Consider the following 25835-nt stretch of genomic DNA (forward strand, 5'->3'; position numbering starts at 1 on the left):
GCGTTCGAGCGGTCTCGGTCGTACCCGGTGGTCGCGCGCTCGTCCTGCGGGGACACCCCACCCCGTCCCCCCTCCCCTCCACCCGCGAAGCCGCAGGCGGGCCGGAGACCCCAACGGGATCCCGGATTGCTGCCGGAGCGGGCGGTGGGGTGGGGACACGTAGGAGGGTCCCCGCAGGACGAGGCGCGACCACCGGGCACAGCCGCGAGGTGCCCGAACGCGCCGAGCCGAGGAGATCCTCCTGCGGGGCACCGCCCCACACCGGCACACCGGCAAGCACCCCGACGGGCCCGGGCCGTACACCGCCGAGCAAGCCCGGGCACCGGCAAGCACCCCGACGGGCCCGGGCGGTACACCGCCGAGCAAGCCCGGGCACCGGCAAGCACCCCGACGGGCCCGGGCGGTACACCGCCGAGCAAGCCCGCAGGGCACCGGCAAGCACCCCGACGGGCCCGGGCGGTACACCGCCGAGCAAGCCCGCAGGGCACCCAGGGCATACGTTCGGGGGATGGTTGACATCACCGAGATTCCGGACGGGCTGGTCGAGGCGCAGGTCGGGTTCAACGGGGACGCCGGGCGGGAGTTCATCGCGGCGTTGCCCGGGCGGGCCGCGGAGTTCCTGGAGCGGTGGCGACTGCGGCGCTGCGGGCCCGTGATGCACGGGGTGACGGCCCTGGTGGTGCCGGTGGAGCGGGCCGACGGCGGTGCGGCCGTGTTGAAGCTGGTGTCGCTGGACGAGGAGTGCGTGGGGGAGCCGGTCGCGCTGCGCGCCTGGGACGGGGACGGCTGCGTACGGCTGCTGGAGCACGACGCGGCCACGGGCACGCTGCTGCTGGAACGGCTGGACGGGGAGCGGGACCTGGCGGAGCTCGCGCGGCGGGACGCGCGGCAGGCGGTGCGGGTGGTGGGGGAGTTGCTGGCGCGGCTGACGGCGGTGCCCGCTCCGGCCGGGCTGCGCGGGCTCGGGGACATGGCCGCGGGGATGCTGGCCGACGTACCCCAGGCGGTGGGGCGGCTGGTGGACGAGCGGGACCGGCGGCTGCTGCGGGACTGCGCGGCGGCGGTCGCGGACGTGGCGGGCGAGCCCGGGGACCGGTTGCTGCACTGGGACCTGCACTACGGGAACGTGCTGGCGGGCGGCCGTGAGCCGTGGCTGGCGATCGATCCGAAGCCGCTGGCCGGTGATCCGGGATTCGACCTGATGCCGGCGATCGTCAACAACTTCCGTGTGGAGGAAGTGCGGTGGCGGTTCGACCTGTTGACGGAGGCGGTCGGAGCGGACCGGGGGCGGGCGCGGGCGTGGACGCTGGGCCGGGTGTTGCAGAACTGTCTGTGGGACGTGGAGGACGGCGAGGAGCGGCTGGACGGGGAGCAGTCCGCGGTCGCGGAAGCGCTGCTTAGGCTGCGGGCATGATCCGTAGCGCTGAAGTGGCCGATGTCCCCGTCATCCACGCGATGATCCGTGAGCTCGCCGAGTACGAGAAGGTGCCGCACGAGGCGCGCGCCACCGAGGAGCAGTTGCGGGAGGCGCTGTTCGGGGCGCGTCCGGCGGTGTTCGCGCACGTGGCGGAGACGGCGGAGGGGGAGGTCGTCGGGTTCGCGGTGTGGTTCCTCTCGTTCTCGACGTGGCGCGGGGTGCACGGCATCTATCTGGAGGACCTGTACGTACGGCCGGGCGTGCGCGGCGGCGGGTACGGCAAGGCGCTGCTGGCGGAGCTGGCGCGTACGTGTGTCGAGCGCGGCTACGAGCGGCTGGAGTGGTCGGTCCTGAAGTGGAACGCGCCGACGATCGCCTTCTACGAGGCCTTGGGCGCCCGCCCGCAGGAGGAGTGGGACGTGTACCGCCTGACGGACGGTGCGCTGGCGGAGCTGGGCCGGGAGGCGTAGCCGGGCAGAGTCGCCATTACGCCGTCGCGCCCCTTCTGCGTATAGTCCGAATGGGCTATCTTCATGTAGTCACAACTGGCTTGCTGTGCAGTGTGGTTGAGGTGGTGGCGCGTGCCGCCGATCGGCAAGGAATCGTCCCGTTGGCTGGTTGACCTTCCGGAGCGTGCCGTGTCCGAGATCGAGTCGAAGAAGCCGTTCCTGGAGCTGCGTGCGGGAGGGTTCCACCTCGTGGTGCAGAAGCCGCCCGTGCGCCTGATGAGCGTGTTGGTCGCGGTCGGCTGCTCAGGCTTCACCGCGTGGTGGACGTCCCGATGACCGCGCCCGCCCCGCCGGGTCACGGTTCCAGGACGACCTTGCCGGTGGTGGCGCGGTTTTCCAGGTCGCGGTGGGCGGTGGCGGCTTCGGCGAGCGGGTAGCGGGTCACGGCGGGCCGGAGCCGGCCGGCGGCGGCCTCGGCGAGGGCGCGGGTCTCCAGGAGGCGCAGGGGGTCGTCGCCGCCGGCCCGTTGGAGCATGGCCGGGCCGAGTACGCCCTGGGTGGTGATGCCGCGGGCGGTGAGGTCGGCGCGTTCGGTGTCGGTGAGGTCGAGGGGGCCGCCGGACCAGCCGAAGACGAGGTGCAGTGCGCCGGGGGCGAGCAGGCCGAGGGTGGTGCGGGCGGTGTCCCCGCCGACGGAGTCGAAGAGGACCGTCGCTCCGCCGGGGTGGTGGGCGCGGACGGCTTCGGGCCAGGCGGGATCGGTGTAGTCGAGGGCGAGGTCGGCGCCGTTCGCGGCGGCCCGGGCGGTCTTGGCGGGTCCGCCGGCGAGGGCGATCACGGTGGCGCCGGCGTTCTTCGCGTACTGGACGAGCAGCGTGCCGATGCCGCCGGCGGCGGCGGGTACGAGGGCGACGGAGCCGGGTCCGAGGTCGGCGAACTGGAGGATCCCGAGGGTGGTGCGGCCGGTGCCGATCATGGCGACGGCCCGGGCGGGGTCGAGGCCGTCCGGTACGGGGTGCAGCCGGTGGGCGTCGGCGACGGCGTACTCGGCGTAGCCGCCGGGGGCGAAGCCGAGGTGGACGACGACGTCGCGGCCGAGCCAGCCGGGGTCGGTGCCGGGGCCGAGGGCGTCGACGGTGCCGGCGACTTCGCGGCCGGGGACGGTGGGCAGTTCGGGGAGCGGGGCGGGCGGGCCCTGGACGCCGCGGCGGAGGCTGGTGTCGAGGAGGTGCACCCCGGCGGCGGCCACGGCGATGCGGACCTGGCCGGCGGCGGGGGCGGGGCGGGCGGTGCGCTCGTAGGTGAGGTTCTCGGCGGGGCCGAAGGCATGGAGGCGGACGGCGTTCATGGTCGTGGGCATGGGCATGGGCCCAGGCTGCGACCTCGACCTCGGTTGAGGTCAAGAGCGCGGGCTGTTGTCAGTGCGGTCGGTCACGATGGGGGCATGGTGCGAAACGGTCGGCAACAGTCGGTGAAGGTGGCGCGGAGGCCGGAGCTGCGGCTGCCGGACCTGACGGCCTGGGAGGGGCTGGAGCTGGAGCCCGACGGGGACTACGACGGGCTGGAGTTCGCGGACCTGGACCTGGCGGGGCAGGAGGGGGCCGGCGCCCGGTTCATGGACTGCGCCGTGCGGCGCTGCGCTCTGGACGAGGCGGGGCTGGCGAAGGCGCGGATCCTGGATTCGGTGCTGGAGGGGGTCCGGGGGGTGGGGACCGACCTGTCGGGGGCCTCGCTGCGGGACGTGGAGCTGGTGGACGCCCGTCTGGGCGGGGTGCAGCTGCACGGGGCCGGGCTGGAGCGGGTGGTGGTCCGGGGCGGCAAGATCGATTACCTGAACCTGCGGAAGGCGCGGCTGCGGGACGTGGTCTTCGAGGGGTGTGTGCTCGTGGAGCCGGACTTCGCGGGCGCGGTGCTGGAGCGGGTGGAGTTCCGGGACTGCGCGCTGCGGGGGGTGGACTTCTCCGGGGTCCGGATGGCGGATGTGGATCTGCGGGAGGCCGCCGTACTGGAGATCGCACGGGGGGTGGACGCGCTGGCCGGGGCGGTGATCAGCCCGGCGCAGCTGTTCGATCTGGCCCCGGCGCTCGCTTCCCAGCTGGGGGTGCGGGTCGTGCCGTAGCCGTAGCCGGAGTCCGGGTGCGGCGCCGTGGCCCCCGGGCCCCCGCGCTCGAACGCCGGCGGGGCTGGGTGGGCGGGACGGCTGCGGCGAATGGCCGAGTGTCCGCATCGTCGGCGGGGCGGTTTGCCGGGTGAGGTGCCTAAGGTCACAGGCAGGCACACCGGTGCACGAGGTCTGTGGAGGTGTCATGTCCCACCGGAGCCGCCGGATCCGATGGCTGGTCGGAGCCTGCGTCACCACGGTCGCCGTCGCGCTGCTCCTCGTGGTGGGCGGCCCCGGCGCGCGGCCGCCGCGGGCCGGGTCCGGGGGCGGCGCGGGGACCGGGACCGGGTCCGGCGGGACGGCTGTCGGCGCCTACCTCCACTACGGCTCGCCCGGCGTCGAGCGGATGGAGGAACTCTCGCGCTGGCTCGGCGGTACCGAGCTGCGCGCAGGGCACACCTATCTGCCCGGCGACACCTGGGCGAACATCGAGGGGGCGCCGGATTCCCTGCGCACGTGGGCGCGGTGGCGCAACGAGAGGGCCGATCGGCTGTTCGTCCTGAACGTGCCCATGCAGGAACACAACGAGGCCGGTGTCCCCGACGCCCGGGTCGCTGAGCTGATCCGCTCCGGCGCCCGGGGAGCGAACGACGACCACTTCCGGCGGTTGGCCGGGCGGCTGGTCGACCTGGGCGTGCCGGACACGGTGATCGTGCTCGGCTGGGAGATGAACGGCTTCGACTACACCCACCGTTGCCGTCCCGATCCGGAGAACTGGAAGGCGTACTGGCGGCGCATCGTGGCCGCCATGCGTTCGGTGCCGGGACAGCGGTTCCGTTTCGATTTCGCGCCCAACCGCGGGAGTGACGCGATCGCCTGGACGAGCTGTTATCCCGGTGACGACGTGGTGGACATCGTCGGCATGGATTCCTACGACCAGGAGCCCGGCCGTACCTTCGACGAGCAGGTCACGCAGCCCTACGGACTGCGCCGGCAGGTCGATTTCGCCAAGGCGCACGGCAAGAGGATCTCGTACCCCGAGTGGGGGCTGTTCCGGCACGGCGACAATCCCGAGTACGTGCGGGGCATGCTGGCCTGGTTCGCCGAGCACGAGCCGCTGTACCACAGCATCACCGACTACTGCCCGCACGGCGTGTGGCAGTGCGGGCAGAACCCGCGCTCGACGCAGGTGTTCCGGGAGTTCCTGTCCGGCGGACGGGGCTGACTGCCGCTTCCGTCAGGCGGGGACGCGGGGGAAGCGGGCCTGGAGGGTCCAGATGGCCGGGTTGTCGGCGAGGCCGTCGTGCATGTCGATCAGGTCCGCGATCACGTCGTGCAGGAAGTCGCGGGCTTCGCGGCGCAGCAGCCGGTGGCTGAAGGTCAGCGGGGCCTCTTCGGCCGGCATCCAGTCGGCCTCCACGTCGACCCAGCCGAAGCGGCGCTCGAAGAGCATGCGGTCCGTGGACTCGGTGAAGTCGATCTCGGCGTACTGGCGGTTGGCGGACCGGTTGCCGCGCGGGTCCCGGTCGAGCTGCTCGACGATGTCGCACAGGGCCCAGGCGAAGTCCAGGACGGGCACCCATCCCCAGGCTGTGGACACTTCCCGGTCCGAGTTGGTGTCGGCGAGGTAGACGTCCCCGCAGAACAGGTCGTGGCGCAGCGTGTGGACGTCCGCCGACCGGTAGTCGGTCTGCGGGGGGTCGGGGAAGCGCCGGGAGAGGGAGTAGCCGATGTCGAGCACGTACCCGATGGTGTCACGGGTCACCGAGGCTCCCCACCCCGGACCGGGTGGGAGGGGCGCGTCAGGAGGGGCGGCTCAGGAGGGCAGGAGGCGTTGTTCCTTCGCGACGGAGACGGCGCCGGCGCGGGTGTCGACGCCGAGCTTGTCGTAGATGCGCCCCAGGTGGGTCTTGACGGTGGCCTCGCTGATGAACAGGGCGCGGGCGATGTCGCGGTTGCCGAGGCCGCGTGCGAGCTGTCCGAGGATGTCGAGCTCGCGGTCGGTGAGGGTGGGGCGGCTGCCGCGCATGTGGGCCATCACGCGGCTCGCGACCGGCGCGGAGAGGGTGGTGCGGCCCTGGGCGGCCGAGTGGATCGCGGCGAAGAGCTCCTCGGGGCGTTCCGCCTTCAGGAGGTAGCCGGTGGCGCCCGCGCCGATGGCCCGGGTGATGTCCGCGTCCGTGTCGTAGGTGGTCAGGACGAGGACGTGCGGGGGCTGCGGGAGCGCGGTGATGCGGCGGGTGGCCTCGACGCCGTCGATGCCCTCGCCGAGCTGGAGGTCCATGAGGACCACGTCGGGGTGCAGCTTGGCGGCCAGGGCGACGGCCTCCTCGCCGCTGCCCGCCTCGCCGAGGACCTCGATGTCGCCTTCGCTGCCGAGGAGCGCCAGCAGACCGGCGCGGACCACCACGTGGTCGTCGCAGAGCAGGATCGTCGTCATGGAGCGGGCTCCAGGGGGATGGCCGCGGAGAGGACGGTGCCCTCGCCCGGCGTGGATTCGATGGTCAGGGTGCCGCCCAGCTGGCGGACGCGGGCCCGCATCGCCGGGAGGCCGTGTCCGCGGCCGTCGGCGTCGGTGCGGGGTTCGCTGAAGCCGTGGCCGTCGTCGGCGATGTCGAGCACGACCTGGTCGCCGAGGAAGCTGAGGGTGAGTGCGGCCGTACGGGCGCCGGAGTGTTCCCGGACGTTGGCGAGGGCGCCCTGGGCTATGCGCAGCAGGGCGGACTGGACGCGGTCCGGGAGGGGGGCCTCGGCGCCTTCGAGGTGGAAGCGGACCTCGATGTCGGGGCCGGCGTCGAGGGCGCGCAGGGCGTCGGCGAGGCCGGCGCCGTCGGCGAGCTCGGACGGGGCCAGGTCGTGGACCAGTCGGCGGGCCTCGGCGAGGCCGTGTGCGGCGATGCCGGTGGCGGTGCGGACGTGCGCGCGGGCGGTGGCGGGGTCGGTGTCCCAGGTGCGGTCGGCGGCCTGGAGCAGCATCTGCTGGCTGGAGAGGTTCTGCGCGAGGGTGTCGTGGATCTCCATGGAGAGCCGCTGGCGTTCCGCGAGGGTGCCTTCGCGGCGCTCGGTGGCGGCCAGCTCCCGGCGGGTCCGGATCAGGTCGTCGATCAGCGCGCGCTGGGCCTGGGCCTGGCGTTCCATGTGGACGAAGACGGCGGTGGCGAGTGCGGCGACGGCGGGCGGCGCGAGGAGCAGGTTGGGGTCGAAGGACTTGGACAGCTGGAGCTGGGCGGTCACGACGAAGGCGGTGAGGAGGGCCACGAGGACGATCGCGGCGCGCGGGGGGAGGGTGCGCAGGGCGGTGAAGAACAGGGGTACGGCGCACCAGGCGAAGCTCGGCGCGAGGACGACCAGGACCACCCAGGTCGTGACGACCAGGCCGAGCCAGAGGAGGCGGCGGCGGGTGGGGGCGGCGCCGAGGGCGGGGCCGAGTACGTAGAGCAGGGCCAGGGTGATGCTGAGGGCGAGGACCCAGGGGGTGCGGGGTTCGCCCGGGTGGCGCAGCAGGAAGCGGGCCACGGAGGCGCCGAGGAGGAGGAAGAAGGCGGTGTGCGCGACCGTCGCGAGGGTTCGGGTGTCCGGCCTGATCGCGGGGTGACTCACCGGGTGCTCCTGGTGTGCGGGGGTTGCGTCCATTGTCGCCTGCGGCGGTGTTGCCGGGGCTCCGCCCCGGACCCCGCGCCTCGATCGCCGACGGGTCTGGAACGGTGCCGACGGGGCCGGATCGCGCCGGGTCTGACCAGCAAATACCGCGCCGGAGGCGAAGCGCATCGGCCGATCGGTTGACCCCCGGGTCAGCCGGTGTGGTGGGCGGGGCGAGCCGGTACGGGGACGGGGCGGAGGGGGGTGCGGGGACAGGCTTGGAGCAGTGAAGGAGCCGGTCCGACCGGCCCGGACAGACCCGAAGCCGTCACCGTGTCACCGTTCTCAGGAGCAGCAGAGATGAACACCCGCACCCGCGTCCTCACCGGTACCGCCCTCGCCGTCGCCCTGGGCGCCGGAGCCTTCGGTGCCGTGAGCGCCAGCGCGACGCCCGCGTCCACCACCGCGCAGGCCGCCGCCGTGGCGGGCAAGAAGGACGGCCCGAGCGACAAGGACTTCACCACGACGACCCACCTGACCGTCGACGCCGCCACCCGCGCCGCCCAGGCCGCCCTCAAGGCCGCCGCGGCGGAGAACCAGAAGGTGACCGTCGCGGTGGTGGACCGCAACGGCAACACCATCGTCACCCTGCGCGGCGACGGCGCCGGCCCGCAGTCCTACGAGTCGGCGCAGCGCAAGGCGTACACCGCCGTGTCGTGGAACGCTCCCACCTCGGTGCTCGTGGGCCGTCTGGCGCAGGCCCCGAACCTGAAGGACATCCCCGGCACCCTCTTCCTCGGTGGCGGCACCCCGGTCCAGGCGAACGGCGCGCCCGTCGCCGGCATCGGTGTGGCCGGTGCCCCGAGCGGCGACCTGGACGAGAAGTTCGCCAAGGCCGGCGTCGACGCGCTCGGCAAGTAAGTCGACGCGCTCGGCAAGTAAAGAGAGCGGTTTGCCCGCTTAGGATCGAGTGTGTGGACCACCGCGCGCTTCCCCGCCTCGCCGCCCCTGCCGTAGCCGCCCTGCTCGCCGTCACCACGGCGTGCACGGGGGGCACGGTGCAGGGGCGGCCGGGTGCGTCGGGGCTGCGCGACCCGTACTTCCCCAAGGCCGGAAACGGCGGCTACCAGGTCGAGCACTACGCGCTGGACCTGGACTACGACCCCGCCGACGGGGTGCTGCACGGCAGGGCCGTCATCACCGCGCGTGCCGAACAGGGGCTCAGCTCCTTCAACCTCGACCTCAGCGGCCTGCGCGTGGAGGAGGTGAGCGTCGACGGTGAGGGGGCCCGGTTCAACCGGACCGGCAACGAGCTGACCGTGCGTCCGTCCGACGACCTGAAGAAGGGCCAGGTCTTCCGCACGGAGGTCGGCTACAGCGGGCGGCCCAAGGCCCTCACGGACGCGGACGGCTCCAAGGAGGGCTGGATCGCGGGCGAGGACGGCGCGGTCGGCGTCGGCGAGCCGGTCGGGTCGATGACCTGGTTCCCCGGCAACCACCATCCCAGCGACAAGGCCTCCTACGACATCACGATCACCGTCCCGAGCGGCTACGAGGCCGTTTCGAACGGGGAGTTGAAGTCCCGGACCGAAGTCGCCGACGGGCGCACGCGGTTCGCGTGGCACAACCCGGAGCCGATGGCGAGCTACCTGGCCACCGCCGTCGTCGGCCCGTACAAGGTGACCACCGGGCGTACGCCGTCCGGAGTGTCCCTCTACAACGCGGTGTCGCCGCAGGAGGCGGCCGCGAGCGAGCGTTCGCTGGCGCGGCAGTCGGAGATGCTGGAGTGGGGCAGCCGCCGGTTCGGCCCCTACCCCTTCGGCACGGCGGGCGCGGTCGTGCTGCCCGCCGGGACCCTCGACTACGCGCTGGAGACGCAGACCAAGCCGGTGTACCCGGGTGCTCCAGTGGACGAGGCGCTGGTGCTGCACGAGCTGTCCCACCAGTGGTTCGGCAACTCGGTGTCGCCGAAGACCTGGAAGGACATGTGGCTCAACGAGGGCTTCGCGACCTACGCCGAGTGGCTGTGGGACGAGGACCACGGCGGGCCCACGGCGCAAGCGCACTTCGACGCCCTCCTGACCGGTGACACGGACGTGGACGAGGCCGCCGATTCCGACTGGGCGGCCTTCCCGCCGGCCGATCCGCCCGGGCCGCAGGACATCTCGGCGAGCCCGGTGTACCAGCGCGGCGCGATGGTCCTGCACCGGATCCGGCAGGAGGTGGGCGACGAGAAGTTCTTCGCCATGGTGCGCGGCTGGGCCGCCGACCACCGGCACGGGAACGCGAGTACGGCCGACTTCACCGCCTACGCGCAGGAGAAGACCGGCCATGACCTGCAGAAGGTCTGGGACGTCTGGCTGTACGGGAAGGACCGGCCGGAGTAGCCCTGTTCGCCGGGTTACGCGGCGTCGAGGGGTTTGCGCAGCACCGTGCAGTCGCGGCCGAGTTCGCGGTCCTTGGCGCGGCGCACGGGTGAGTAGCCCTGGGAGCGCCAGAAGGCGAGGCCCTCGGGGTTGTTGTCCAGTACGGCGATCTGTACGCCGGTGCGTCCGGCGGCGCGGAAGCGGTCCTCGACCAGGGTGGCCACGGCGCGGCCGTGTCCCTCGCGGTGCGCGGTGGCGTCGATGAGCAGCAGGCCGATCCAGGGGTCGTCCTCACCGGGGGCGGCGGACGGGTTGTGGGCCAGGGTGGCGGCGAGGCCGACGAGGCGGCCGGCGCTGCGGGCGAGGAGGATCTCCGCGCTGTCGTGGGCGAGTTCGTCGGCGAGGGCGGCCGCGACCTGTTCGACCGTGATGCGGTTCGGATCGGGGAAGTCGCCGCTGAGTTCGAAGAACGCGTGGTTGGTCGAGTAGAGGGCGGCGATCTCGGTCAGGACCGGGCCGGGGAGGGCGCCGTCCACGGGGACCAGCGGTTGGAGGATCACCTGTGGAACGGTAGCGAAGCCCCCTCCCCGGACGGCCGGGAGGGGGCTTCGCGGGCGCCGGTGTCGGTCGGCGCCGGACCGTGCGGAATCAGACGTTGACGCCGAAGTCCTGGGCGATGCCGGTGAGGCCGGAGGCGTAGCCCTGGCCGACCGCGCGGAACTTCCACTCGGCGCCGTTGCGGTAGAGCTCGCCGAAGACCATGGCGGTCTCGGTCGCCGCGTCCTCGGAGAGGTCGTAGCGGGCGATCTCGGCGCCGCCGGCCTGGTTCACGACGCGGATGTAGGCGTTGCGGACCTGGCCGAAGTTCTGGCTGCGGCTCTCGGCGTCGTAGATCGAGACCGGGAAGACGATCTTGTCGACGTCGGCGGGCAGGCCCGCGAGGTTGACGTTGATGGCCTCGTCGTCGCCCGCGCCCTCGCCGGTGCGGTTGTCACCGGTGTGGACGATGGTCTGGTCCGGGGTGGACTTGTTGTTGAAGAAGACGAAGTGGCCGTCGGAGACGACCTTGCCCGTCGCGTTGACGGCGATGGCCGAGGCGTCGAGGTCGAAGTCGACACCGGTCGTGGTACGGACGTCCCAGCCGAGACCGACCGTGACGGCAGCGAGGCCCGGGGCCTCCTTCGTGAGCGAGACGTTGCCGCCCTTGGACAGGCTGACAGCCATGGGAATGTCCCTTTCCTCATCCGACATGCACGTACAGGCGGTCAAACTACCGCTGACCTCTATAACGCGACGAGAGGCCTGTCGGGTTCCCGCTGTGAATTCCGGGTGACGGCAAATGCGGGTGACGCGGGGCGGGCGGGCGCGGATCATAGGGGCATGCCTGGTCCTTATGTCATCCGCGGTTCGGTCGCGCTCCCCGAGGGGGAGCTCTCCTGGCGTTTCTCGCGGTCCTCCGGGCCCGGCGGGCAGCACGTCAACACGTCGGACTCGCGCGTGGAGCTGCTGTTCGACCTGGCGGCGACCAAGGCGCTGCCCGAGGTCTGGAAGGAGCGGGCGCTGGAGCGCCTGGCGGGTCGGCTGGTGGGCGGGGTGGTGACCGTACGGGCCTCCGAGCACCGCTCGCAGCTGCGCAACCGGGAGATGGCGCTGGTCCGGCTGGCCTCCCTGCTGGCCGAGGCGACGGCGCCGCCGCCCAAGCAGCGCAGGCCGACGAAGATCCCGCGCGGGATCAACGAGCGGCGGCTGCGGGAGAAGAAGGCGCGGGCCGAGACCAAGCGGGGCCGGACCGGCCGGGACTGGTAGCCGCGGCGGCGGGGTCCCCCGCGACGGGACGCGCCGCCCGGGCTCAGCCCAGGTGCCGGTAGCGCCCGCGGAAGTACGTCAGCGGCGGGGAGTCCGGGGACGGCAGCGCGGCCGTCAGGACGCGGCCGATCACCAGTGTGTGGTCGCCCGCCTCGACGCGCTTCTCCGTACGGCACTCCAGGGTGGCCAGGGCTCCGTCCAGCAGGGGCGCGCCGGAGGCCTCGCCGCGTACGTACGGGAGGTCGGCGAAGAGCAGCCGGTCGCTGATGCGGCCCTTCATGGCGAAGCGGCCGGCGATCTGGAGCTGGTGGTCGGCGAGGACGGAGACCGCCCACAGCGGCTGCTCGGCCAGCAGGTCGTCCATGCGGGAGCCCTCGCGCAGGCTCACCAGGACCAGGGGCGGCTCCAGCGACACGGACATGAAGGCGGTCGCGGTCATGCCGACGTCCTCCCCGCGCGGGCCGCCGGCCGTCAGCGGGGTCTCGTGGGCGGTGATCAGGCACACGCCCGCGGCCAGCCGGGACATCGCGGCGCGGAACTCGTCATTGCTCACCCCCTCAGCATGGGGGTTCGCGTCGGGCGGGGCGGGTACGGGGGTCGTCTTCAGCACGGTGAAACGCTAATCTCGCCCTCCCGTACGGCACATCGGGCCCTGGTCCGAGTCGCGCCCCCACCCCTGGGCCTAGGCCCCGGCGTATCGTTTGCTCACGAGAAGGCGGGGGAGCGCTCCCAGCCCGAACCCTCTCAACGCGCACCGTTATTCATCTCATGTGACTTGAGTCACAGAGGGCAAGATTTGTTGACCCTGTGTACCTGCCGCACAGCTCACTGTGATTCAGTGGACGGGACACCGCAACGAAACGCCGATGACAAACCTGGAGTTGCTGTCGAGGTCTCGGGGAGAGCGAGCAATGGAGACCGAGTCGGAGCCGTACGTCCGTCTTGCGACCCTGCGGCAGCTGCACCGGGTGGTGGCCGATCTCAATACGGCCCGGAGCCTGGCGGACACTCTGCAGACCGTCGTGGACGGCATCGTCGTGGGCCTCGGCTATGAGCTCGCCTGTGTCAACCTCGTTCGCCCCGACGGCGATCTGGTCGTCGCCGCCTTCGCCGGCGACCCCGCCGCGGAGGCCCTCATCACAGGTCGCGTGGGGTCCCGCGCCTCGTGGGAGCGCCGTCTGACGATGGGTGAGTGCTGGGACGGGCTCCGCTTCATCCCGCACACGGAGGGCTGGGTCCTCCTGGAGGACGACGTCCCCCAGTGGCACACCGACGGCCCCGATCCGCGCTTCGAGGACGAGTGGCATCCGGAGGACCGGCTCTACGCCCCCATGTATGCGTCCGGCGGGGAACTTCTGGGTGTCATTTCGGTGGACAGACCGCGCAACGGCCGCCGGCCCGGCGCCTGGGGCCGTGAAGCGCTCCAGATGTACGCCTTCCAGGCGGCGATTGCGATCAGCAATGCCAGGCTCCGAGCGAACATGCAGCGCGCCCTCGTCCGGCTGGAACGCGAGCAACAGGCGCTCCGCGCAAGTGAAGAGTCGTTCCGCCAGGCCTTCGAGTACGCGCCCAGCGGCATGGCCATCGCCGAGATGGGCGGGGACCAGCACGGCCGGCTGCTGCGCACCAACGACGCGCTGTGCCGGCTGCTCGGCCGCCCCGCCTCCGTACTGCGCCGCTACTCCTTCTCCGACCTGGTCCACCCCGAGGACATCGGCACCCTGCTGCGCACCTCCGCCGAGGGCGGCCGCGCCGAGCTGCGCCTGGGCCGCCGGGACGGCACGTACGTGTGGGTCTCGCTGCGCAACTCCGTCGTGGCGGACGCCGCCGACGGGCCGCGCTTCCTGCTGACCCACGTCGAGGACATCGAGGAGCGCAAGCGCCACGAGCTCCAGCTCGCCCACCGGGCCAGCCACGACTCGCTGACCGGCCTGCCCAACAGCGCCGAGTTGAGGGCCCGGCTCGGCGCGCGGCTGTGTCGCAGGCCACAGTCCGCGCGGGCCAGCGCGATCGAGGCCCTGGACGCGGCCTTCGAGGGGCGTGACGCCCACGGCGGCCAGGCCGGGCAGGCCGGCCAGGTCGGGCACGACGGCTACGAGGTGCGGGCGGAGGCGGGTGGTGCCGGTGAGCACGGCTTTCAGTCCGACGGCCCCGACCGGTACGGAGGATCCGATCCCTTCGACTTCCCCGGGGCGCCGACCGCCCCGACGGACGGGCCGTACGACCACCACGTCCACACGGTGGCGCCCGCGACCGACGTCGACGACGGGACGAAGGGGCTCGCGGTGCTCTTCTGCGACCTCGACGGCTTCAAGTCGATCAACGACCGGTTCGGGCACCACACGGGCGACGCGGTCCTGATCGAGGTCGCCCGGCGGCTGACGACGGGCGTCAGGGACGGTGACACCGTCGCCCGGCTGGGTGGTGACGAATTCGTCGTCCTGGCCGACGGCCTCGGCGCCGCGGACGCCGCGGACCTCGCCGTCCGGCTGCGCAACGCGATCATCCCGCCGATCCGCGTGGACGGCCGTGCGGTGCGTGTGGGCGCCAGTTTCGGCATTGGCTGGGCCAGCTGCGGGATGTCGGCGGACGAGGTGCTGCGCTCCGCCGACCAGCGGATGTACATCGAGAAGAGGTCCCGCTCCAAGGCGCACCGCAGGGCGGGCTGAGACGGTCTGTCGCCCGTGTGCGCACCTGTTCGGGGTAGGCTCCCGGGGGTCGAAAGGAGTGACCTGCGATGACGACGCCCGCGAACAACGGCCCGCACGGTGGGGCGAACAAGCCCGAGGACGATGATCCGTTCGGCTATCTCTACGAGGACGGCCAGGCGGCCGGAGCCGCCCCGCCCACGTCGGGCGGCGGGTACGGCTACCCCGGCGGGGCGGCCGGCGGTCACGCAGGTGCGCAGCCCGGTGTTCCCCGTACCTCGCACCACCAGGTGCGGACGGTGGGCGAGCGCAGGAACGGCGGCGGCCAGCGCGGCCCCGTCCCGCACCAGCAGAGCCCCGCGCAGCAGCCCCCCGGCTACCAGGCCCAGTACCAGGCCCCCGAGGCGCTCCAGGCGGGTGGCTACGGTGTTCCGCAGCAGCCCCATGCCGCGCAGACCCAGACGATCGGGCAGCCGGGCGGGCACGGCGGGCACGGCGGCCGTGGTGGTGCCTCCAGCCGGCGCGGTCTGCTGATCGCGGCGGTCGCGGTGGTCGGCGCGGTGGTGATCGGCATCGGCGCTGCCCTCGCCTTCGGCGACAAGGACAAGCCCGAGGACAAGGGCCAGGACACCGCGAACGGCGGCCAGCAGTCGGCGGCCCCGCAGAACCCGGCCAGCCCCACCCCGAGCGCGAAGCCCTCGCAGGCCCCGCTGCCGAAGGCGGACTTCGGCGGCAGCGGCATGTCCCTCACGGGCGGTGCCAACCTGCAGAACACGCTGCCGGGTGCGAAGAGCGAGAACGGTCAGTACGTGACCGGCCTGAACGCGGTGGGTGCGGCGGCCACTTGGTCGGTGGACGTCCCGAAGGCGGGCAAGTACAAGCTGAAGATGACCTACGGGGTGCCGGGCAAGGACGCCAGCACCACGCTGACCGTCAACGGCGAGGCGCAGACCCGGGCGGTCAACATGGCGAACTTCTCCAAGGCCGCTCCGGGCGACTGGGCCAAGGGGTGGACCAACACCTACTCGCTGGTGGACCTCAAGCAGGGCGCCAACACGATCAAGATCTCGTGCGAGGCGGGCAACCAGTGCGACGTCGTCCTCGACCAGCTCTGGCTGGAACAGGGCTGATCGGCTCCACCGCCTTCTAGGCGGGCGTGACCTTCACCGACCCCCGTACCTCCTCGTAGGTGCGGGGGTCGAACTCTCCCGCCACCGGGGCGAGGACCGTGGCCGCCGAGAGGGCCACCGCGCGGGTGAGGCGGGCCGGCCAGTCCAGGCCCTCCGCCAGGGCCGACAGCAGGCCGGCGACGGCGGAGTCGCCGGCTCCGGTGGGGTTGCCGGACAGCGGGCGCGGCGGGGCGGCCTGCCAGGTGCCCTCGGCGGTGGCGGCCAGCAGGCCGCCCGGACCCAGCGAGGTGACCACCGCGTGCGCCCCGCGGCGGCGGGCGTCGCGCGTGGCCGGGAGCGGGTCGCGGGAGCCGGTGAGCTCGGCCAGCTCGGCGGCGTTCGGCTTGATGATCTCGGGTCGGGCGGCGACCCCGCGCCGCAGGGCCTCGCCGCTGGTGTCCAGGAGCACGGGGACGCCGGCCGCGCGGGCCAGCCGTACGAGCACCGCGTACGCGCCCACGGGCACGCCCGGCGGGAGGCTGCCGCACAGGGCCACCGCCCGCACCTGGGCCACGAGCTCCTCGTAGTGCGCGAGGAACAGCGACCACTCCGCGGGCGTGATGTGCGGGCCCGGCTCGTTGAACTGCGTGGTGTCGCCCGAGGCTTCGTCGACCACGGCCAGGGTGCGGCGCGAGGCGCCCTCGCAGGGCAGCAGGGCGTCCACCACCCCGGAGGACGCCGCCAGCATGTTCCGTACGAGCGAGCCGGCCGGACCCCCGGCGAAGCCCGTCGCGGTCACCTTGTGGCCGAGCGCGGCCAGGACGCGTGCGACGTTGAGCCCCTTGCCGCCGGGCCGTTCGGTGACGGTGGTGACCCGGTGCGAGGCGTGCGGAAGCAGCCGCGGCACGCGGTACGTGACGTCGAGCGCGGTGTTGAGCGTCACGGTCAGGATCATGGGCACTCCCGGGTCTGTTGCTGCCGGGATCATGCCAGGGGGTACCTCCCGGCGGTAGCGGGGGGAGTGAGGCGGTCGGCCCGGTCCCACGGGCCGACCACCTCGTCCTGTCCAGCCGCACGGCCGTCAGGCGGGCCTTCAGAGGGCCGGGCTGACGACCCATTCGCCGCGCCGCATGACGCCCTTGAGGTCGAAGGCGGCGTCCAGGACCACGAGGTCCGCGTACTTGCCGGGCTCCAGCGAGCCGATCTCGTCGTACAGGCCGATCAGCTTGGCCGGGTTGGCGGAGATCGCCTGGACCACGGACTCCACCGGCAGCTTGTCGAGGGTCACCGAGCGCTTGAAGGCGGTGTCCAGGGTGAGCGTCGAGCCGGCGATGGAGCCGCCCTCGACGAGGCGGGCCACCCCGCCCTTGACCTCGACCTCCAGCGGGCCGAGGTGGTACGTCCCGTCGCCGAAGCCGGCGGCGTCCATGGCGTCGGTGATCAGCGCCACGCGGTGCGCGCCCGCGTGGTGGAAGGCCAGTTCGAGGGCGGCGGGGTGCAGGTGGGTGCCGTCGTTGATGAGCTCGACGGTGATCCGCTCGTCCTCCAGGAGGGCGGCGATCGGGCCGGGTTCGCGGTGCGCGAGCGCGGGCATCGCGTTGAAGAGGTGGGTGGCCACGGTCGCGCCCGCGTCGATGGCGGCGCGCGTCTGCTCGTAGCTGGCGTCGGTGTGGCCGATCGCGGCGATGACCCCGTGTTCGGCGAGCAGCCGTACCGAGTCCAGGCCGCCCGGCAGTTCGGTGGCCAGGGTGAACATGCGGGCGGCGCCGTGGGCGGCGTCGATGAGCTTGCGGACCTCGGCCGGGTCGGGGTCGCGGAGCAGGTCCTCCTTGTGGGCGCCCTTGCGGCAGGGGTTGATGAACGGCCCCTCGAAGTGGACGCCTGCGATCTCGCCTTCTTGCGTCAGCTCGGCCAGCAGCCCGGCCCGCCGGGCCAGTTCGTCCAGGTCCCCGGTGACGGTGGAGGCGACCAGGGTGGTCGTGCCGTGCGCGCGGTGGGTGCGTACGCCCTGGAGCACGTCCTCGGCGGTGCCGGAGGTGAACGAGGCGCCGCCGCCGCCGTGGTTGTGCATGTCGACGAAGCCGGGGACGATCCAGTGCCCGGTCAGGTCGACGATCTCCGCGCCCTCGCGCGCGCTGCCGGCGATGCGCTCGCCGTCGACGATGACCCGGCCGCCCGCCACGGTCCCGGTGGGCAGCACCACCCTGGCGCCGGAGAGAACAGTGCTGTGTGCGCTTCCGGACATCAGGCCGGTACCTCCGTGGCGAGTAGGTCCCAGGCGAGCAGCCCTGCGCCCAGGCAGCCGGCGGTGTCCCCGAGGGCCGCCGGAACGATGTGGGGGAGCCGCTGGAACGTCACGCGCTCCTCCACGGCCTTCCGTAGTGGTGTGAACAAGGTTTCCCCGGCCTCGGCGAGCCCGCCACCGATGATCAGCGTGCGCGGGTCCAGCAGGGTGATCGCGGTGACCAGCCCGTCGGCCAGGGCTCCGACGGCGGCCAGCCACACCTCACGGGCGCGCGCGTCGCCGGATTCGACGGCCTTGGCGCAGTCGGCGGCGTCGGCCGCCGGGTCGCCGGAGGCGGCCGCCCAGGCGCGGCTGACGGCGGCCGCGGAGGCGAGGGTCTCCAGGCAGCCGCGCTGCCCGCAGCCGCAGTCGGGGCCGCCGGGGCGGACCACGATGTGCCCGATCTCACCGGCGTAGCCGTGGGCGCCGGCCTCGATGCGGCCGGCGATGCCGATGGCGCCGGCGATGCCGGTGCCGAGCGGCACGAAGAGGAAGCGGTCGGCGCCCCGGCCGGCGCCGATGCGGCCTTCGGCGAGTCCGCCCGTGCGCACGTCGTGGCCCAGGGCCACGGGGATGCCGCCGAGGCGTGCGGCGAGCAGCGCGCGCAGCGGTACGTCGCGCCAGCCGAGGTTCGCCGCGTAGACGGCGATCCCGTGGTCGGCGTCGACGATGCCCGGGACGGCGACCCCGGCGGCCGAGGCGGCCCGCCCGAAGCGTTCCCGGCCGGTGGCGAGGAGCTCGGCGGCGAAGTCCTGGATCGTCTCGACGACGGCGTCGGGGCCCCGCTCGCGGCCGGTGGCCCGGCGCGCTTCGTGCAGCAGGGTGCCGTCGGCGGCGACGAGGGCGGCCTTCATCCCGGTGCCGCCCACATCGAGGGCGATGACGTGTTTCACGGGTTTCACAGAGACAGTCTCGCGTGCTCGGCGTGGAAAGGTCTAGTCCATTGAGGGGGATTGTTGAGTGACCATACAAATCGGGCGTGCTGGTGGGGAGCCCGATGTGGACGAGCCGCCAAAGTGGTGTAGACCTTACGTGGATCGTACGTACAACAAGGGGTGGATCGATACCTGTGAAGGGCCGATACCTGAGCCTGGCCGCGTCCGGCGCCGCGCTGTGCCTGACCGCTGTGACGCTGACGGGCTGCGGAGCCGTCGACGGACTCACCGGAGACAACGAGGTGACCCTCCGGGTCGTGGCGGCCGACTACGGGGACAATCCGCAGAACTCCTCCGCGGCCTACTGGAAGGACCTCGCCGACGGCTTCCACAAGGACCACCCCGGCATCAAGGTCGAGGTCGACGTCTTCTCGTGGTCCGAGGTCGACGCCAAGGTCGCCGAGATGGTCAAGGCCGGCAAGGCCCCCGACATCGCGCAGATCGGCGCCTACGCCGACTACGCCGCCGCCGGCAAGCTGTACTCCACGGCCGAGCTGCTCTCGGTGAAGACCGAGGCCGACTTCCTCGCCCCGCTCGCGGACGCCGGGAAGGTCAAGCAGACCCAGTACGGCATGCCCTTCGTCTCCAGCACCCGGCTGCTCTTCTACAACGAGAAGCTCCTCGCCGACGCCGGCGTGATCGCCAAGGACGCCAAGGGCTGGCAGCCGAAGAGCTGGGCGGACCTGGAGGCCGCGGCCAAGAAGCTCAAGGGCGCGGGCGTGCCCACCCCCTTCGCGCTGCCGCTGGGCCGCGAGGAGGCGCAGGCCGAGACGATGATGTGGATGCTCGCGGGCGGTGGCGGCTACACCGACAACGAAGAGGGCTACTCCATCGACTCCGCCGACAACGTCAAGTCGCTGGAGTTCCTGCGCGACAAGATGGTCGGCCAGGGCCTCACCGGCCCCGTCGAGCCGGGCAAACTGGACCGCCAGGCCGCCTTCGAAGCCTTCACCAAGGGCGAGGTCGGCATGCTCAACGGACACCCGACGCTGATGAAGCAGGCCGAGGCCAAGGGCGTGAAGTACGGCATGGTCGCGCTGCCGACGTCCGACGGCTCCCAGCAGCCGGCGATGGGCGTCGCGGACTGGGTCATGGCCTTCAAGAACGGCCACCGCGCCGAGTCCGGCAAGTTCCTGGACTACCTGTACCAGCCGAAGAACGTGACGGCCTTCACCGACAAGTACGACCTGCTGCCGGCCACCACCACCGGCTACCAGGCGAAGCAGGCCGCCACGAGCGGTCCGGCGCTCCGGCTGAAGCCCTTCCTGGCGGCGCTGCCCAGCTCGCGCCTGTACCCGGTCGGCAAGAAGTCCTGGGCGGGCGTCAGCGAGGACATCAAGCAGGACATCGGCAAGACCGTCCAGCCCGGCGGACAGCCCGCCAAGGTGCTGGAGGACATCGCCACGGCGGCCCGCGCGGCGGACCCGCGCTGACCCGACGCCGCCGTCTGTCGGACGGCGGCGTTAATCTGGCGGTATGACGGACGAGGGGCAGCTGACGGCCGCGGAGGCCGCGGTGCTCGCGTACGAGGGACGCACCTGGCCGGGGCCCGGGGCCAAGGAACGGGCCATACGGGAAGGGCTGGGGATGACCCCCGTCCGCTACTACCAGCTGCTCAACGCGCTCATGGACGACCCGCGGGCACTGGCCCACGCCCCGGGCACCGTCAACCGGCTGCGCAGGATCCGCGAAGCCCAGCGAGCCCGGCGATAGCCGTCGTCCCGCCGGGCCGTTAGGGTCGTGCCTATGGGGAGCCATCCGCACGACCTGCCGATGCCCGTCACCGCAGCCGGACGCGAGGGACTCGAAGCCCTGCTCCGCGCACCCCGCCGGTCCGTGGTCGCCCTGGACTTCGACGGCACCCTCGCCGACATCGTCCCGGACCCGGACCAGGCCAGGGCACATCCCGAAGCCGTTCCCGCCCTCTCGGCCCTCGCCCCCGAGGTGGACTCGGTGGCCGTGGTCACCGGGCGGCCCGCGGGCGTCGCCGTCCGCTACGGCGGCTTCGCCGGGGTGCCCGGACTGGAACACCTCGTCGTCCTCGGCCACTACGGCGCCGAACGCTGGGACGCCGTGACCGGCATAGTCCACGCCCCCGCCGAGCACCCCGGGGTGGCGGCCGTACGGGCCGAGCTGCCCGGGTTCCTGGACTCGATCGGGGCCTGGCGCGGCACCTGGATCGAGGAGAAGGGCCGGGCGCTCGCCGTCCACACCCGGCGCGCCGAGGACCCGGCGGCGGCCTTCGCGGCGCTGCGGGAGCCCCTGACCGAGCTGGCCGCCCGGCACGGGCTGATGGTCGAACCGGGGCGGGCGGTACTGGAGCTCAGGCCCCCGGGCATGGACAAGGGCGTCGCCCTGACGGAGTTCCTGGCGGAGCGGGACGCCGAGACGGTGCTCTACGCCGGGGACGACCTGGGCGACCTCGCCGCGTACTCGGCCGTCGAGAAGCGGAGGGCCGAGGGGCTGCCCGGGCTGCTGGTGTGCAGCGGCTCGGCGGAAGTCCCGGAACTCGCCGCCCGCGCCGACCTCGTCCTCCCCGGACCGGGCTCCGTGGCCTCCTTCCTGGCCGCCCTGGCCGTGGCACTGCGGGGCTGACCTCCTCTGCCGGGCGCGGCGCCGTGGCGGGGGCGCTGCCCCCGAGCCCCCGAGCCCCCGCGCCTCAAACGCCGGCGAGGCTGAAAGAACCAGCCCGTCCGGCGATTGAGGACCGGGGCCGGGCCGGGCCCGGCAACCTCAGGCCTCCAGAGCGGAGAGCTGGGCCGTGAACCACTGGGCCGGGGGAAGGGCCGTCGCGGCCGCCGCCAGGCGTTTGGTGCGTTCCGCACGCTCCTCGTCCGGCATGGACAGCGCCGCGTGCAGCGCCTCCGCCGTCTGCGACACGTCGTACGGGTTCACCGTCAGCGCGTCCTCGCGGAGCTCCTCGTACGCCCCCGCCCCCGTCGACAGCACCACCGCGCACCCCGCCTCCGACACCACCGGGATCTCCTTCGCCACCAGGTTCATCCCGTCCCGCACCGGGTTCACCAGCGCCACGTCCGCCATCCGGTAGACCGCCAGCGACCGGGCGAAGTCGTCCTTCACCGACACCAGCACCGGCTGCCAGTCCTCCGTGCCGAACTCCGCGTTGATCTCCGCCGCCAGCTCCGCGACCGCCGCCGTGTAGTCCCGGTACACCTTCAGGTCCTGCCGTGACGGGTACGCCGAGGCCAGGTGCACCACCCGGCCGCGCCACTCGGGGTGGACCGTCAGCAGCTCCCGGTAGGCCAGCAGGCCCCGCAGGATGTTCTTCGACAGCTCGGTCCGGTCCACCCGGGCGATCGTCCTGCGGCCCGCGACCTGCGCCCGCAGCTCGGCCAGCTTCGCGTCCACCTCCGGCCGGTGCGCGAGCGCCCGCAGCTCTTCGGCGTCCACGCCCAGCGGGTACACGGCCACCTCGGTCCGCTTGTGCCGCACCGGACTCGACGGGTTCTTATGGACGTACCTCGCGTGCGACGGCTCCACCCCGGCCGCGGACTTCGGCTCGGCGATGCCCCGTTCGTCGTCCAGGTGCGCACCGTCCATGAAGGTGTGTGCCCAGGCCCAGGTGTGGAAGCCGACGACGTCCGCGCCGAGCATGCCCCACACCAGCTCGCTGCGGATGTCGTCGGGCAGCATCCGCAGGAACTCCTGCGACGCCCACGGCGTGTGCGTGAAGTGCGCGATCCGCAGGTCCGGCCGCAGCTCCCGCAGCTGCCCCGGGACCAGCGCCAGGTGGTAGTCCTGCACCAGCACCCGGGCCCCCTGGGCCGCCTCCTCGGCGAGGGCGCGCGCGAAGGCCTCGTTGTACGCCACGTACGAGCCCCACCGCCGCCGGAACTCCGCGTCGAAGACCGGCTCGCGCGGCACGTCGTACAGGTGGTGGTGCGTGAACCACAGCACCGAGTTCGCGATGCCGTTGTAAGCGTCGTCATACATCGTGGGATCGATGTCCAGCATCCGGACACCGGGCTCGGAGACGTCCCGCCGGACCGCCTCCCGGTCCGCGTCCGAGAGCGCCGCGCAGATCCACAGCGCACCCGGCTGCTCCGCGAGGGCCGCCGAGAGTCCGGAGACGAGACCGCCCCCGCCGCGCCGGGCACTGAGGGTGCCGTCGTCGGAGAGGGCGTAGGAGAGCGGGCCGCGGTTCGCCGCGACGAGTACCTGAGAAGCCATGCGGCGAACCTAGCCCGGCCCGCGCTCGCTCAAACGTATGGACACGGTCACGCGACGTGGCGCCGGCCGTACTCCTGCACGCCCCGCATCGGCGGCCGCTCCTCGGTGTCCACCGCGTACGTCCGTGGCACGAACCCCTCCGGACCCCGCTCGAACTGCGTCAGCTCCGGCCGTACGAGGTGCCCGCGCGAGAGCCGCACCTGGGCCGTCCGGTAGATCGCAGCGGCCATCCGGCCCAGCGCCTGACCGTCCTGGTGGCGGTGCAGCCGGACGCCCACGTCCACCTGGGCCAGCGCGTCCAGTCCGACGGTGTGCAGCGCGTCGACCAGCAGGCCCAGCTCGACGCCGTAGCCGACGGGGAAGGGCAGGCGTTCCAGCAGGGAGCGGCGCACGGCGTACTCGCCGCCCAGCGGCTGGACGAAGCCGGCCAGCTGCGGCCAGTGCAGGTTCAGAAGCGGGCGGGCGACCAGCTCGGTGACCCGGCCGCCCTGGCCCGGGGCGTCCCCCAGCGGCCGGTCGTACATCGCCTTGACGAACTGCACGCCGGGGTCGGTCAGCAGCGGGCCGACGATCCCGGAGACGAAGGCGGCGGAGAAGTCCCGCAGGTCGGCGTCCACGAAGCAGACGATGTCGCCGGTGGTCGCCAGCAGCGAGCGCCACAGCACCTCGCCCTTGCCGGGCAGCGCCGGGATCCGCGGCAGGATCTCGTCGCGGTGCACCACCCGCGCGCCGGCCTTCGCCGCGACCTCGGCGGTCCGGTCGGCCGAGCCCGAGTCGATCACGACCAGCTCGTCCACGAGGGGGACCGGCAGTCCCTCGATCAGCTCACGCCGGATCACCTCGACGATCGCGCCGACCGTCGCCTCCTCGTCGAGCGCGGGCAGCACCACGCTGACCGTGGTCCCGGCCGCCCGTTTGAGGTCGAGCAGCTGGTCGAGCGGTCGGTCGGCGGCGGACCAGGAGCGGTCGGCCAGCCAGCGCTCCACCTCTTCCAGCACCCTCAGCACTCCCTGCGTATCGGCGTTATCCGCCTTTTTGTGATCCATCTCGCGGTTCGGACGGCTGTCTCAACCGCCCGCCCCTTCGGTTACAGTCTTGAACAACGCGAAGGACCACCGCATGCCGGGGTCCCCCGCGTACAAACGCACCGGCGCGCCACAGAGCGCGTGTGCCGGTGCCATACCGCTCATCCAGAGGGGCAGAGGGACACGGCCCGTTGAAGCCCCGGCAACCCTCCAGTCGGTTCTCGCGATCGCGCAGCAGCGCTCGTCAGCGAGGTCCCCGGCTAGGGAAGGTGCCAATTCCGTCTCATGGCGAAATGCGCCATGGGGAAGATGAGGAGAAAGGGCCTCGCCATCATGGCTGCACAGACTGTCGCCACCTCTGTCGATCTCGGACCTGCCACCGGCCTTTCCTGTCGCGAGTGCGGTACCCGCTTCGAGCTCGGTCCCATCTTCGCGTGCGTCGAGTGCTTCGGACCGCTGGAAGTCGCCTACGAGCTCCCGACCGGTGACCCCGAGGCCCTGCGCGCCGCGATCGAGGCCGGCCCCAACAACATCTGGCGTTACGCGCCGCTGCTGCCCGTCCCCGCCGACGTGGCGTCCAAGCCCAGCCTGAACCCCGGCTTCACCAAGCTCGTCGACGCGGCGAACCTGGCCAAGGAGCTGGGCGTCACCGGCAAGCTGTACGTCAAGGACGACTCCGGCAACCCGACGCACTCCTTCAAGGACCGCGTCGTGGCCATCGCCGTCGAGGCCGCCCGCGCCTTCGGCTTCACCACCCTGTCCTGCTCCTCCACGGGCAACCTGGCCGGCGCCGTCGGCGCCGCGGCCGCCCGGGCCGGCTTCCGCTCCTGCGTGTTCATCCCGCACGACCTGGAGCAGGGCAAGGTCGTCATGGCCGGCGTGTACGGCGGCGACCTGGTCGGCATCGAGGGCAACTACGACGACGTCAACCGCTTCTGCTCGGAGCTCATCGGCGACCCGCTGGGCGAGGGCTGGGGCTTCGTCAACGTCAACCTGCGCCCGTACTACGGCGAGGGCTCCAAGACCCTTGCGTACGAGATCTGCGAGCAGCTCGGCTGGCAGCTGCCCGACCAGATCGTCATCCCGATCGCGTCCGGCTCGCAGCTGACGAAGATCGACAAGGGTCTGCAGGAGCTGATCAAGCTCGGGCTCGTCGAGGACAAGCCCTACAAGATCTTCGGCGCCCAGGCCGAGGGCTGCTCCCCGGTGTCGACCGCCTTCAAGGCCGGTCACGACGTGGTCCGCCCGCAGAAGCCGAACACCATCGCCAAGTCCCTCGCGATCGGCAACCCGGCGGACGGCCCGTACGTCCTGGACATCGCGCGCCGCACCGGCGGCTTCGTCGAGGACGTCAACGACGAGCAGGTCGTCGAGGCCATCAAGATCCTCGCGCAGACCGAGGGCATCTTCGCCGAGACCGCGGGCGGCGTGACCGTCGGCGTGACGAAGAAGCTCATCGAGAACGGGCAGCTCGACCCGGCGCTGACCACCGTCGTCCTCAACACCGGCGACGGCCTCAAGACCCTGGAGGCGGTGGCCGCGGACAGCGGACAGACCGCCACCATCCGCCCCAGCCTGGACGCGTTCCGCGCCGCCAGCCTGGCCTGACCACCCTCCACGCACTACCGGAAAGGCAGTAGCGCCATGAGCGTCAACGTCCGCATCCCCACCATCCTGCGCACCTACACCGGCGGTCAGGCCGAGGTCCCGGCCGAGGGCGCGACCCTCGCCGAGGTCATCGAGTCCCTGGAGAAGAACCACCCGGGCATCGCCGCGCGCGTCCTGGACGACCAGGGCAAGCTCCGCCGCTTCGTGAACGTCTACGTCAACGACGACGACGTGCGCTTCGAGGGCGGGCTGGAGGCGGTGACGCCGGACGGCGCCGGCGTCTCGATCATTCCGGCTGTCGCGGGCGGCTGCTGATC

At 72.6% G+C, this 25835-nt stretch carries 26 protein-coding genes, 1 pseudogene and 1 riboswitch; of the genes and pseudogenes, 15 read left to right on the top strand and 12 right to left on the bottom strand.

Going from position 1 to position 25835, the window contains the following annotated elements:
* The first annotated feature begins 508 nt into the window (after positions 1–508).
* The 3 genes from IG86_RS0134300 to IG86_RS0134310 all read left to right on the top strand — a co-directional run bounded on the left by IG86_RS0134300 (position 509) and on the right by IG86_RS0134310 (position 2202).
* Positions 509–1414, top strand: a complete 906-nt coding sequence (locus IG86_RS0134300) for an aminoglycoside phosphotransferase family protein (protein ID WP_030823363.1) — start codon at positions 509–511, stop codon at positions 1412–1414.
* Positions 1411–1887: a GNAT family N-acetyltransferase gene (locus IG86_RS0134305; RefSeq protein ID WP_030823366.1), complete on the top strand. Its 477-nt coding sequence runs from the start codon at positions 1411–1413 to the stop codon at positions 1885–1887. Before IG86_RS0134300 ends, IG86_RS0134305 begins: the two co-directional genes overlap by 4 nt.
* Positions 1888–1998: 111 nt before the next feature.
* A complete protein-coding gene (locus IG86_RS0134310) occupies positions 1999–2202 on the top strand; it encodes a hypothetical protein (RefSeq protein ID WP_030823369.1) in 204 nt (67 codons plus the stop codon).
* 19 nt (positions 2203–2221) lie between these two features.
* Here the strand turns inward: IG86_RS0134310 and IG86_RS0134315 are convergent, their stop codons facing one another.
* Entirely contained in the window at positions 2222–3214 is a 993-nt protein-coding gene (locus IG86_RS0134315) for a zinc-binding dehydrogenase (RefSeq protein WP_030823372.1), read from the bottom strand.
* 96 nt (positions 3215–3310) lie between these two features.
* Here IG86_RS0134315 and IG86_RS0134320 point away from each other — a divergent pair, with 96 nt between their 5' ends.
* Positions 3311–3985 carry a pentapeptide repeat-containing protein gene (locus tag IG86_RS0134320; RefSeq protein ID WP_173429203.1) on the top strand — a complete coding sequence of 225 codons (675 nt, stop codon included), beginning with the start codon at positions 3311–3313 and terminating at the stop codon, positions 3983–3985.
* 187 nt (positions 3986–4172) lie between these two features.
* A pseudogene (locus tag IG86_RS0134325) lies at positions 4173–5180 on the top strand (glycoside hydrolase family 26 protein); the annotation flags it as partial.
* Between the two features lie 24 nt (positions 5181–5204).
* Here IG86_RS0134325 and IG86_RS0134330 read toward each other — a convergent pair.
* The 3 genes from IG86_RS0134330 to IG86_RS0134340 form a co-directional block, all read right to left on the bottom strand.
* Entirely contained in the window at positions 5205–5708 is a 504-nt protein-coding gene (locus IG86_RS0134330; RefSeq protein ID WP_030823381.1) for a hypothetical protein, read from the bottom strand.
* Between the two features lie 75 nt (positions 5709–5783).
* Positions 5784–6407, bottom strand: coding sequence for a response regulator (locus tag IG86_RS0134335; protein WP_030823384.1), 624 nt, complete (start codon positions 6405–6407; stop codon positions 5784–5786).
* Complete coding sequence (locus tag IG86_RS0134340; protein ID WP_045937446.1) at positions 6404–7600, bottom strand: sensor histidine kinase; 1197 nt, start codon at positions 7598–7600, stop codon at positions 6404–6406. The genes IG86_RS0134335 and IG86_RS0134340 overlap by 4 nt, the downstream gene beginning before the upstream one ends.
* A 306-nt stretch (positions 7601–7906) precedes the next feature.
* On the opposite strand from IG86_RS0134340, the gene IG86_RS0134345 reads away from it, so the two are divergent.
* Together IG86_RS0134345 and IG86_RS0134350 are read left to right on the top strand one after the other, a co-directional pair.
* Positions 7907–8467, top strand: a complete 561-nt coding sequence (locus tag IG86_RS0134345; RefSeq protein WP_030823390.1) for a GlcG/HbpS family heme-binding protein — start codon at positions 7907–7909, stop codon at positions 8465–8467.
* A 53-nt stretch (positions 8468–8520) separates the two neighbouring features.
* Positions 8521–9933 (top strand): M1 family metallopeptidase, encoded by a 1413-nt coding sequence (locus tag IG86_RS0134350; protein ID WP_030902168.1) that lies wholly within the window; start codon positions 8521–8523, stop codon positions 9931–9933.
* Positions 9934–9947: 14 nt separating this feature from the next.
* Here the strand turns inward: IG86_RS0134350 and IG86_RS0134355 are convergent, their stop codons facing one another.
* Together IG86_RS0134355 and IG86_RS0134360 are read right to left on the bottom strand one after the other, a co-directional pair.
* Positions 9948–10472, bottom strand: a complete 525-nt coding sequence (locus IG86_RS0134355) for a GNAT family N-acetyltransferase (protein WP_030823396.1) — start codon at positions 10470–10472, stop codon at positions 9948–9950.
* 88 nt (positions 10473–10560) lie between these two features.
* Positions 10561–11136, bottom strand: a complete 576-nt coding sequence (locus tag IG86_RS0134360) for a TerD family protein (protein ID WP_030031143.1) — start codon at positions 11134–11136, stop codon at positions 10561–10563.
* Positions 11137–11292: 156 nt separating this feature from the next.
* Between IG86_RS0134360 and arfB the strand changes: the two genes are divergently transcribed.
* Positions 11293–11718, top strand: coding sequence for an alternative ribosome rescue aminoacyl-tRNA hydrolase ArfB (gene arfB, locus IG86_RS0134365; protein WP_030663206.1), 426 nt, complete (start codon positions 11293–11295; stop codon positions 11716–11718).
* 43 nt (positions 11719–11761) lie between these two features.
* Here arfB and IG86_RS0134370 read toward each other — a convergent pair whose 3' ends face one another.
* Positions 11762–12328, bottom strand: coding sequence for a flavin reductase family protein (locus IG86_RS0134370; RefSeq protein WP_078906132.1), 567 nt, complete (start codon positions 12326–12328; stop codon positions 11762–11764).
* Between the two features lie 301 nt (positions 12329–12629).
* On the opposite strand from IG86_RS0134370, the gene cdgB reads away from it, so the two are divergent.
* Together cdgB and IG86_RS0134380 are read left to right on the top strand one after the other, a co-directional pair.
* On the top strand, positions 12630–14387 hold the full coding sequence (cdgB, locus tag IG86_RS0134375) for a diguanylate cyclase CdgB (RefSeq protein ID WP_030823402.1): 1758 nt from the start codon (positions 12630–12632) through the stop codon (positions 14385–14387).
* 68 nt (positions 14388–14455) lie between these two features.
* Positions 14456–15496, top strand: coding sequence for a CBM35 domain-containing protein (locus IG86_RS0134380; protein ID WP_030823406.1), 1041 nt, complete (start codon positions 14456–14458; stop codon positions 15494–15496).
* Positions 15497–15512: 16 nt separating this feature from the next.
* Here IG86_RS0134380 and IG86_RS0134385 read toward each other — a convergent pair whose 3' ends face one another.
* The 3 genes from IG86_RS0134385 to IG86_RS0134395 all read right to left on the bottom strand — a co-directional run bounded on the left by IG86_RS0134385 (position 15513) and on the right by IG86_RS0134395 (position 18652).
* On the bottom strand, positions 15513–16430 hold the full coding sequence (locus IG86_RS0134385; protein ID WP_030823410.1) for a 1-phosphofructokinase family hexose kinase: 918 nt from the start codon (positions 16428–16430) through the stop codon (positions 15513–15515).
* Between the two features lie 138 nt (positions 16431–16568).
* Positions 16569–17720: an N-acetylglucosamine-6-phosphate deacetylase gene (gene nagA, locus IG86_RS0134390; RefSeq protein ID WP_030823413.1), complete on the bottom strand. Its 1152-nt coding sequence runs from the start codon at positions 17718–17720 to the stop codon at positions 16569–16571.
* Positions 17720–18652, bottom strand: a complete 933-nt coding sequence (locus IG86_RS0134395) for an ROK family protein (RefSeq protein WP_030823416.1) — start codon at positions 18650–18652, stop codon at positions 17720–17722. Before IG86_RS0134395 ends, nagA begins: the two co-directional genes overlap by 1 nt.
* A 176-nt stretch (positions 18653–18828) precedes the next feature.
* Between IG86_RS0134395 and IG86_RS0134400 the strand changes: the two genes are divergently transcribed.
* The 3 genes from IG86_RS0134400 to otsB are packed head-to-tail and all read left to right on the top strand — an operon-like array spanning position 18829 to position 21289.
* On the top strand, positions 18829–20127 hold the full coding sequence (locus IG86_RS0134400; RefSeq protein ID WP_030823419.1) for an extracellular solute-binding protein: 1299 nt from the start codon (positions 18829–18831) through the stop codon (positions 20125–20127).
* Positions 20128–20170: 43 nt separating this feature from the next.
* Positions 20171–20407: a DUF3263 domain-containing protein gene (locus IG86_RS0134405; protein WP_030823422.1), complete on the top strand. Its 237-nt coding sequence runs from the start codon at positions 20171–20173 to the stop codon at positions 20405–20407.
* 33 nt (positions 20408–20440) lie between these two features.
* Positions 20441–21289, top strand: coding sequence for a trehalose-phosphatase (otsB, locus tag IG86_RS0134410; protein WP_030823425.1), 849 nt, complete (start codon positions 20441–20443; stop codon positions 21287–21289).
* A gap of 138 nt (positions 21290–21427) precedes the next feature.
* Here the strand turns inward: otsB and IG86_RS0134415 are convergent, their stop codons facing one another.
* Positions 21428–22885 (bottom strand): alpha,alpha-trehalose-phosphate synthase (UDP-forming), encoded by a 1458-nt coding sequence (locus IG86_RS0134415; protein ID WP_030902174.1) that lies wholly within the window; start codon positions 22883–22885, stop codon positions 21428–21430.
* Between the two features lie 47 nt (positions 22886–22932).
* Positions 22933–23883: a glucosyl-3-phosphoglycerate synthase gene (locus IG86_RS0134420; protein ID WP_030823431.1), complete on the bottom strand. Its 951-nt coding sequence runs from the start codon at positions 23881–23883 to the stop codon at positions 22933–22935.
* Between the two features lie 185 nt (positions 23884–24068).
* Positions 24069–24226, top strand: a riboswitch (SAM riboswitch).
* Positions 24227–24243: 17 nt separating this feature from the next.
* Between IG86_RS0134420 and thrC the strand changes: the two genes are divergently transcribed.
* Entirely contained in the window at positions 24244–25518 is a 1275-nt protein-coding gene (gene thrC, locus IG86_RS0134425) for a threonine synthase (protein ID WP_030902177.1), read from the top strand.
* A gap of 36 nt (positions 25519–25554) precedes the next feature.
* Positions 25555–25833 (top strand): MoaD/ThiS family protein, encoded by a 279-nt coding sequence (locus tag IG86_RS0134430; RefSeq protein WP_030027575.1) that lies wholly within the window; start codon positions 25555–25557, stop codon positions 25831–25833.
* The last annotated feature ends 2 nt before the right edge of the window (positions 25834–25835 follow it).

This window comes from Streptomyces virginiae (assembly GCF_000720455.1).
GTDB classification, from domain to species: domain Bacteria; phylum Actinomycetota; class Actinomycetes; order Streptomycetales; family Streptomycetaceae; genus Streptomyces; species Streptomyces virginiae.

Coding starts and splice junctions, on each gene's coding strand:
- IG86_RS0134300 (WP_030823363.1), top strand. CDS start 509: ATGGTTGACATCACCGAGATTCCGGACGGGCTGGTCGAGGCGCAGGTC.
- IG86_RS0134305 (WP_030823366.1), top strand. CDS start 1,411: ATGATCCGTAGCGCTGAAGTGGCCGATGTCCCCGTCATCCACGCGATG.
- IG86_RS0134315 (WP_030823372.1), bottom strand. CDS start 3,214: ATGAACGCCGTCCGCCTCCATGCCTTCGGCCCCGCCGAGAACCTCACC.
- IG86_RS0134320 (WP_173429203.1), top strand. CDS start 3,311: ATGGTGCGAAACGGTCGGCAACAGTCGGTGAAGGTGGCGCGGAGGCCG.
- IG86_RS0134335 (WP_030823384.1), bottom strand. CDS start 6,407: ATGACGACGATCCTGCTCTGCGACGACCACGTGGTGGTCCGCGCCGGT.
- IG86_RS0134340 (WP_045937446.1), bottom strand. CDS start 7,600: ATGGACGCAACCCCCGCACACCAGGAGCACCCGGTGAGTCACCCCGCG.
- IG86_RS0134345 (WP_030823390.1), top strand. CDS start 7,907: ATGAACACCCGCACCCGCGTCCTCACCGGTACCGCCCTCGCCGTCGCC.
- IG86_RS0134360 (WP_030031143.1), bottom strand. CDS start 11,136: ATGGCTGTCAGCCTGTCCAAGGGCGGCAACGTCTCGCTCACGAAGGAG.
- arfB (WP_030663206.1), top strand. CDS start 11,293: ATGCCTGGTCCTTATGTCATCCGCGGTTCGGTCGCGCTCCCCGAGGGG.
- cdgB (WP_030823402.1), top strand. CDS start 12,630: ATGGAGACCGAGTCGGAGCCGTACGTCCGTCTTGCGACCCTGCGGCAG.
- IG86_RS0134380 (WP_030823406.1), top strand. CDS start 14,456: ATGACGACGCCCGCGAACAACGGCCCGCACGGTGGGGCGAACAAGCCC.
- IG86_RS0134385 (WP_030823410.1), bottom strand. CDS start 16,430: ATGATCCTGACCGTGACGCTCAACACCGCGCTCGACGTCACGTACCGC.
- nagA (WP_030823413.1), bottom strand. CDS start 17,720: ATGTCCGGAAGCGCACACAGCACTGTTCTCTCCGGCGCCAGGGTGGTG.
- IG86_RS0134405 (WP_030823422.1), top strand. CDS start 20,171: ATGACGGACGAGGGGCAGCTGACGGCCGCGGAGGCCGCGGTGCTCGCG.
- otsB (WP_030823425.1), top strand. CDS start 20,441: ATGGGGAGCCATCCGCACGACCTGCCGATGCCCGTCACCGCAGCCGGA.
- IG86_RS0134415 (WP_030902174.1), bottom strand. CDS start 22,885: ATGGCTTCTCAGGTACTCGTCGCGGCGAACCGCGGCCCGCTCTCCTAC.
- thrC (WP_030902177.1), top strand. CDS start 24,244: ATGGCTGCACAGACTGTCGCCACCTCTGTCGATCTCGGACCTGCCACC.
- IG86_RS0134430 (WP_030027575.1), top strand. CDS start 25,555: ATGAGCGTCAACGTCCGCATCCCCACCATCCTGCGCACCTACACCGGC.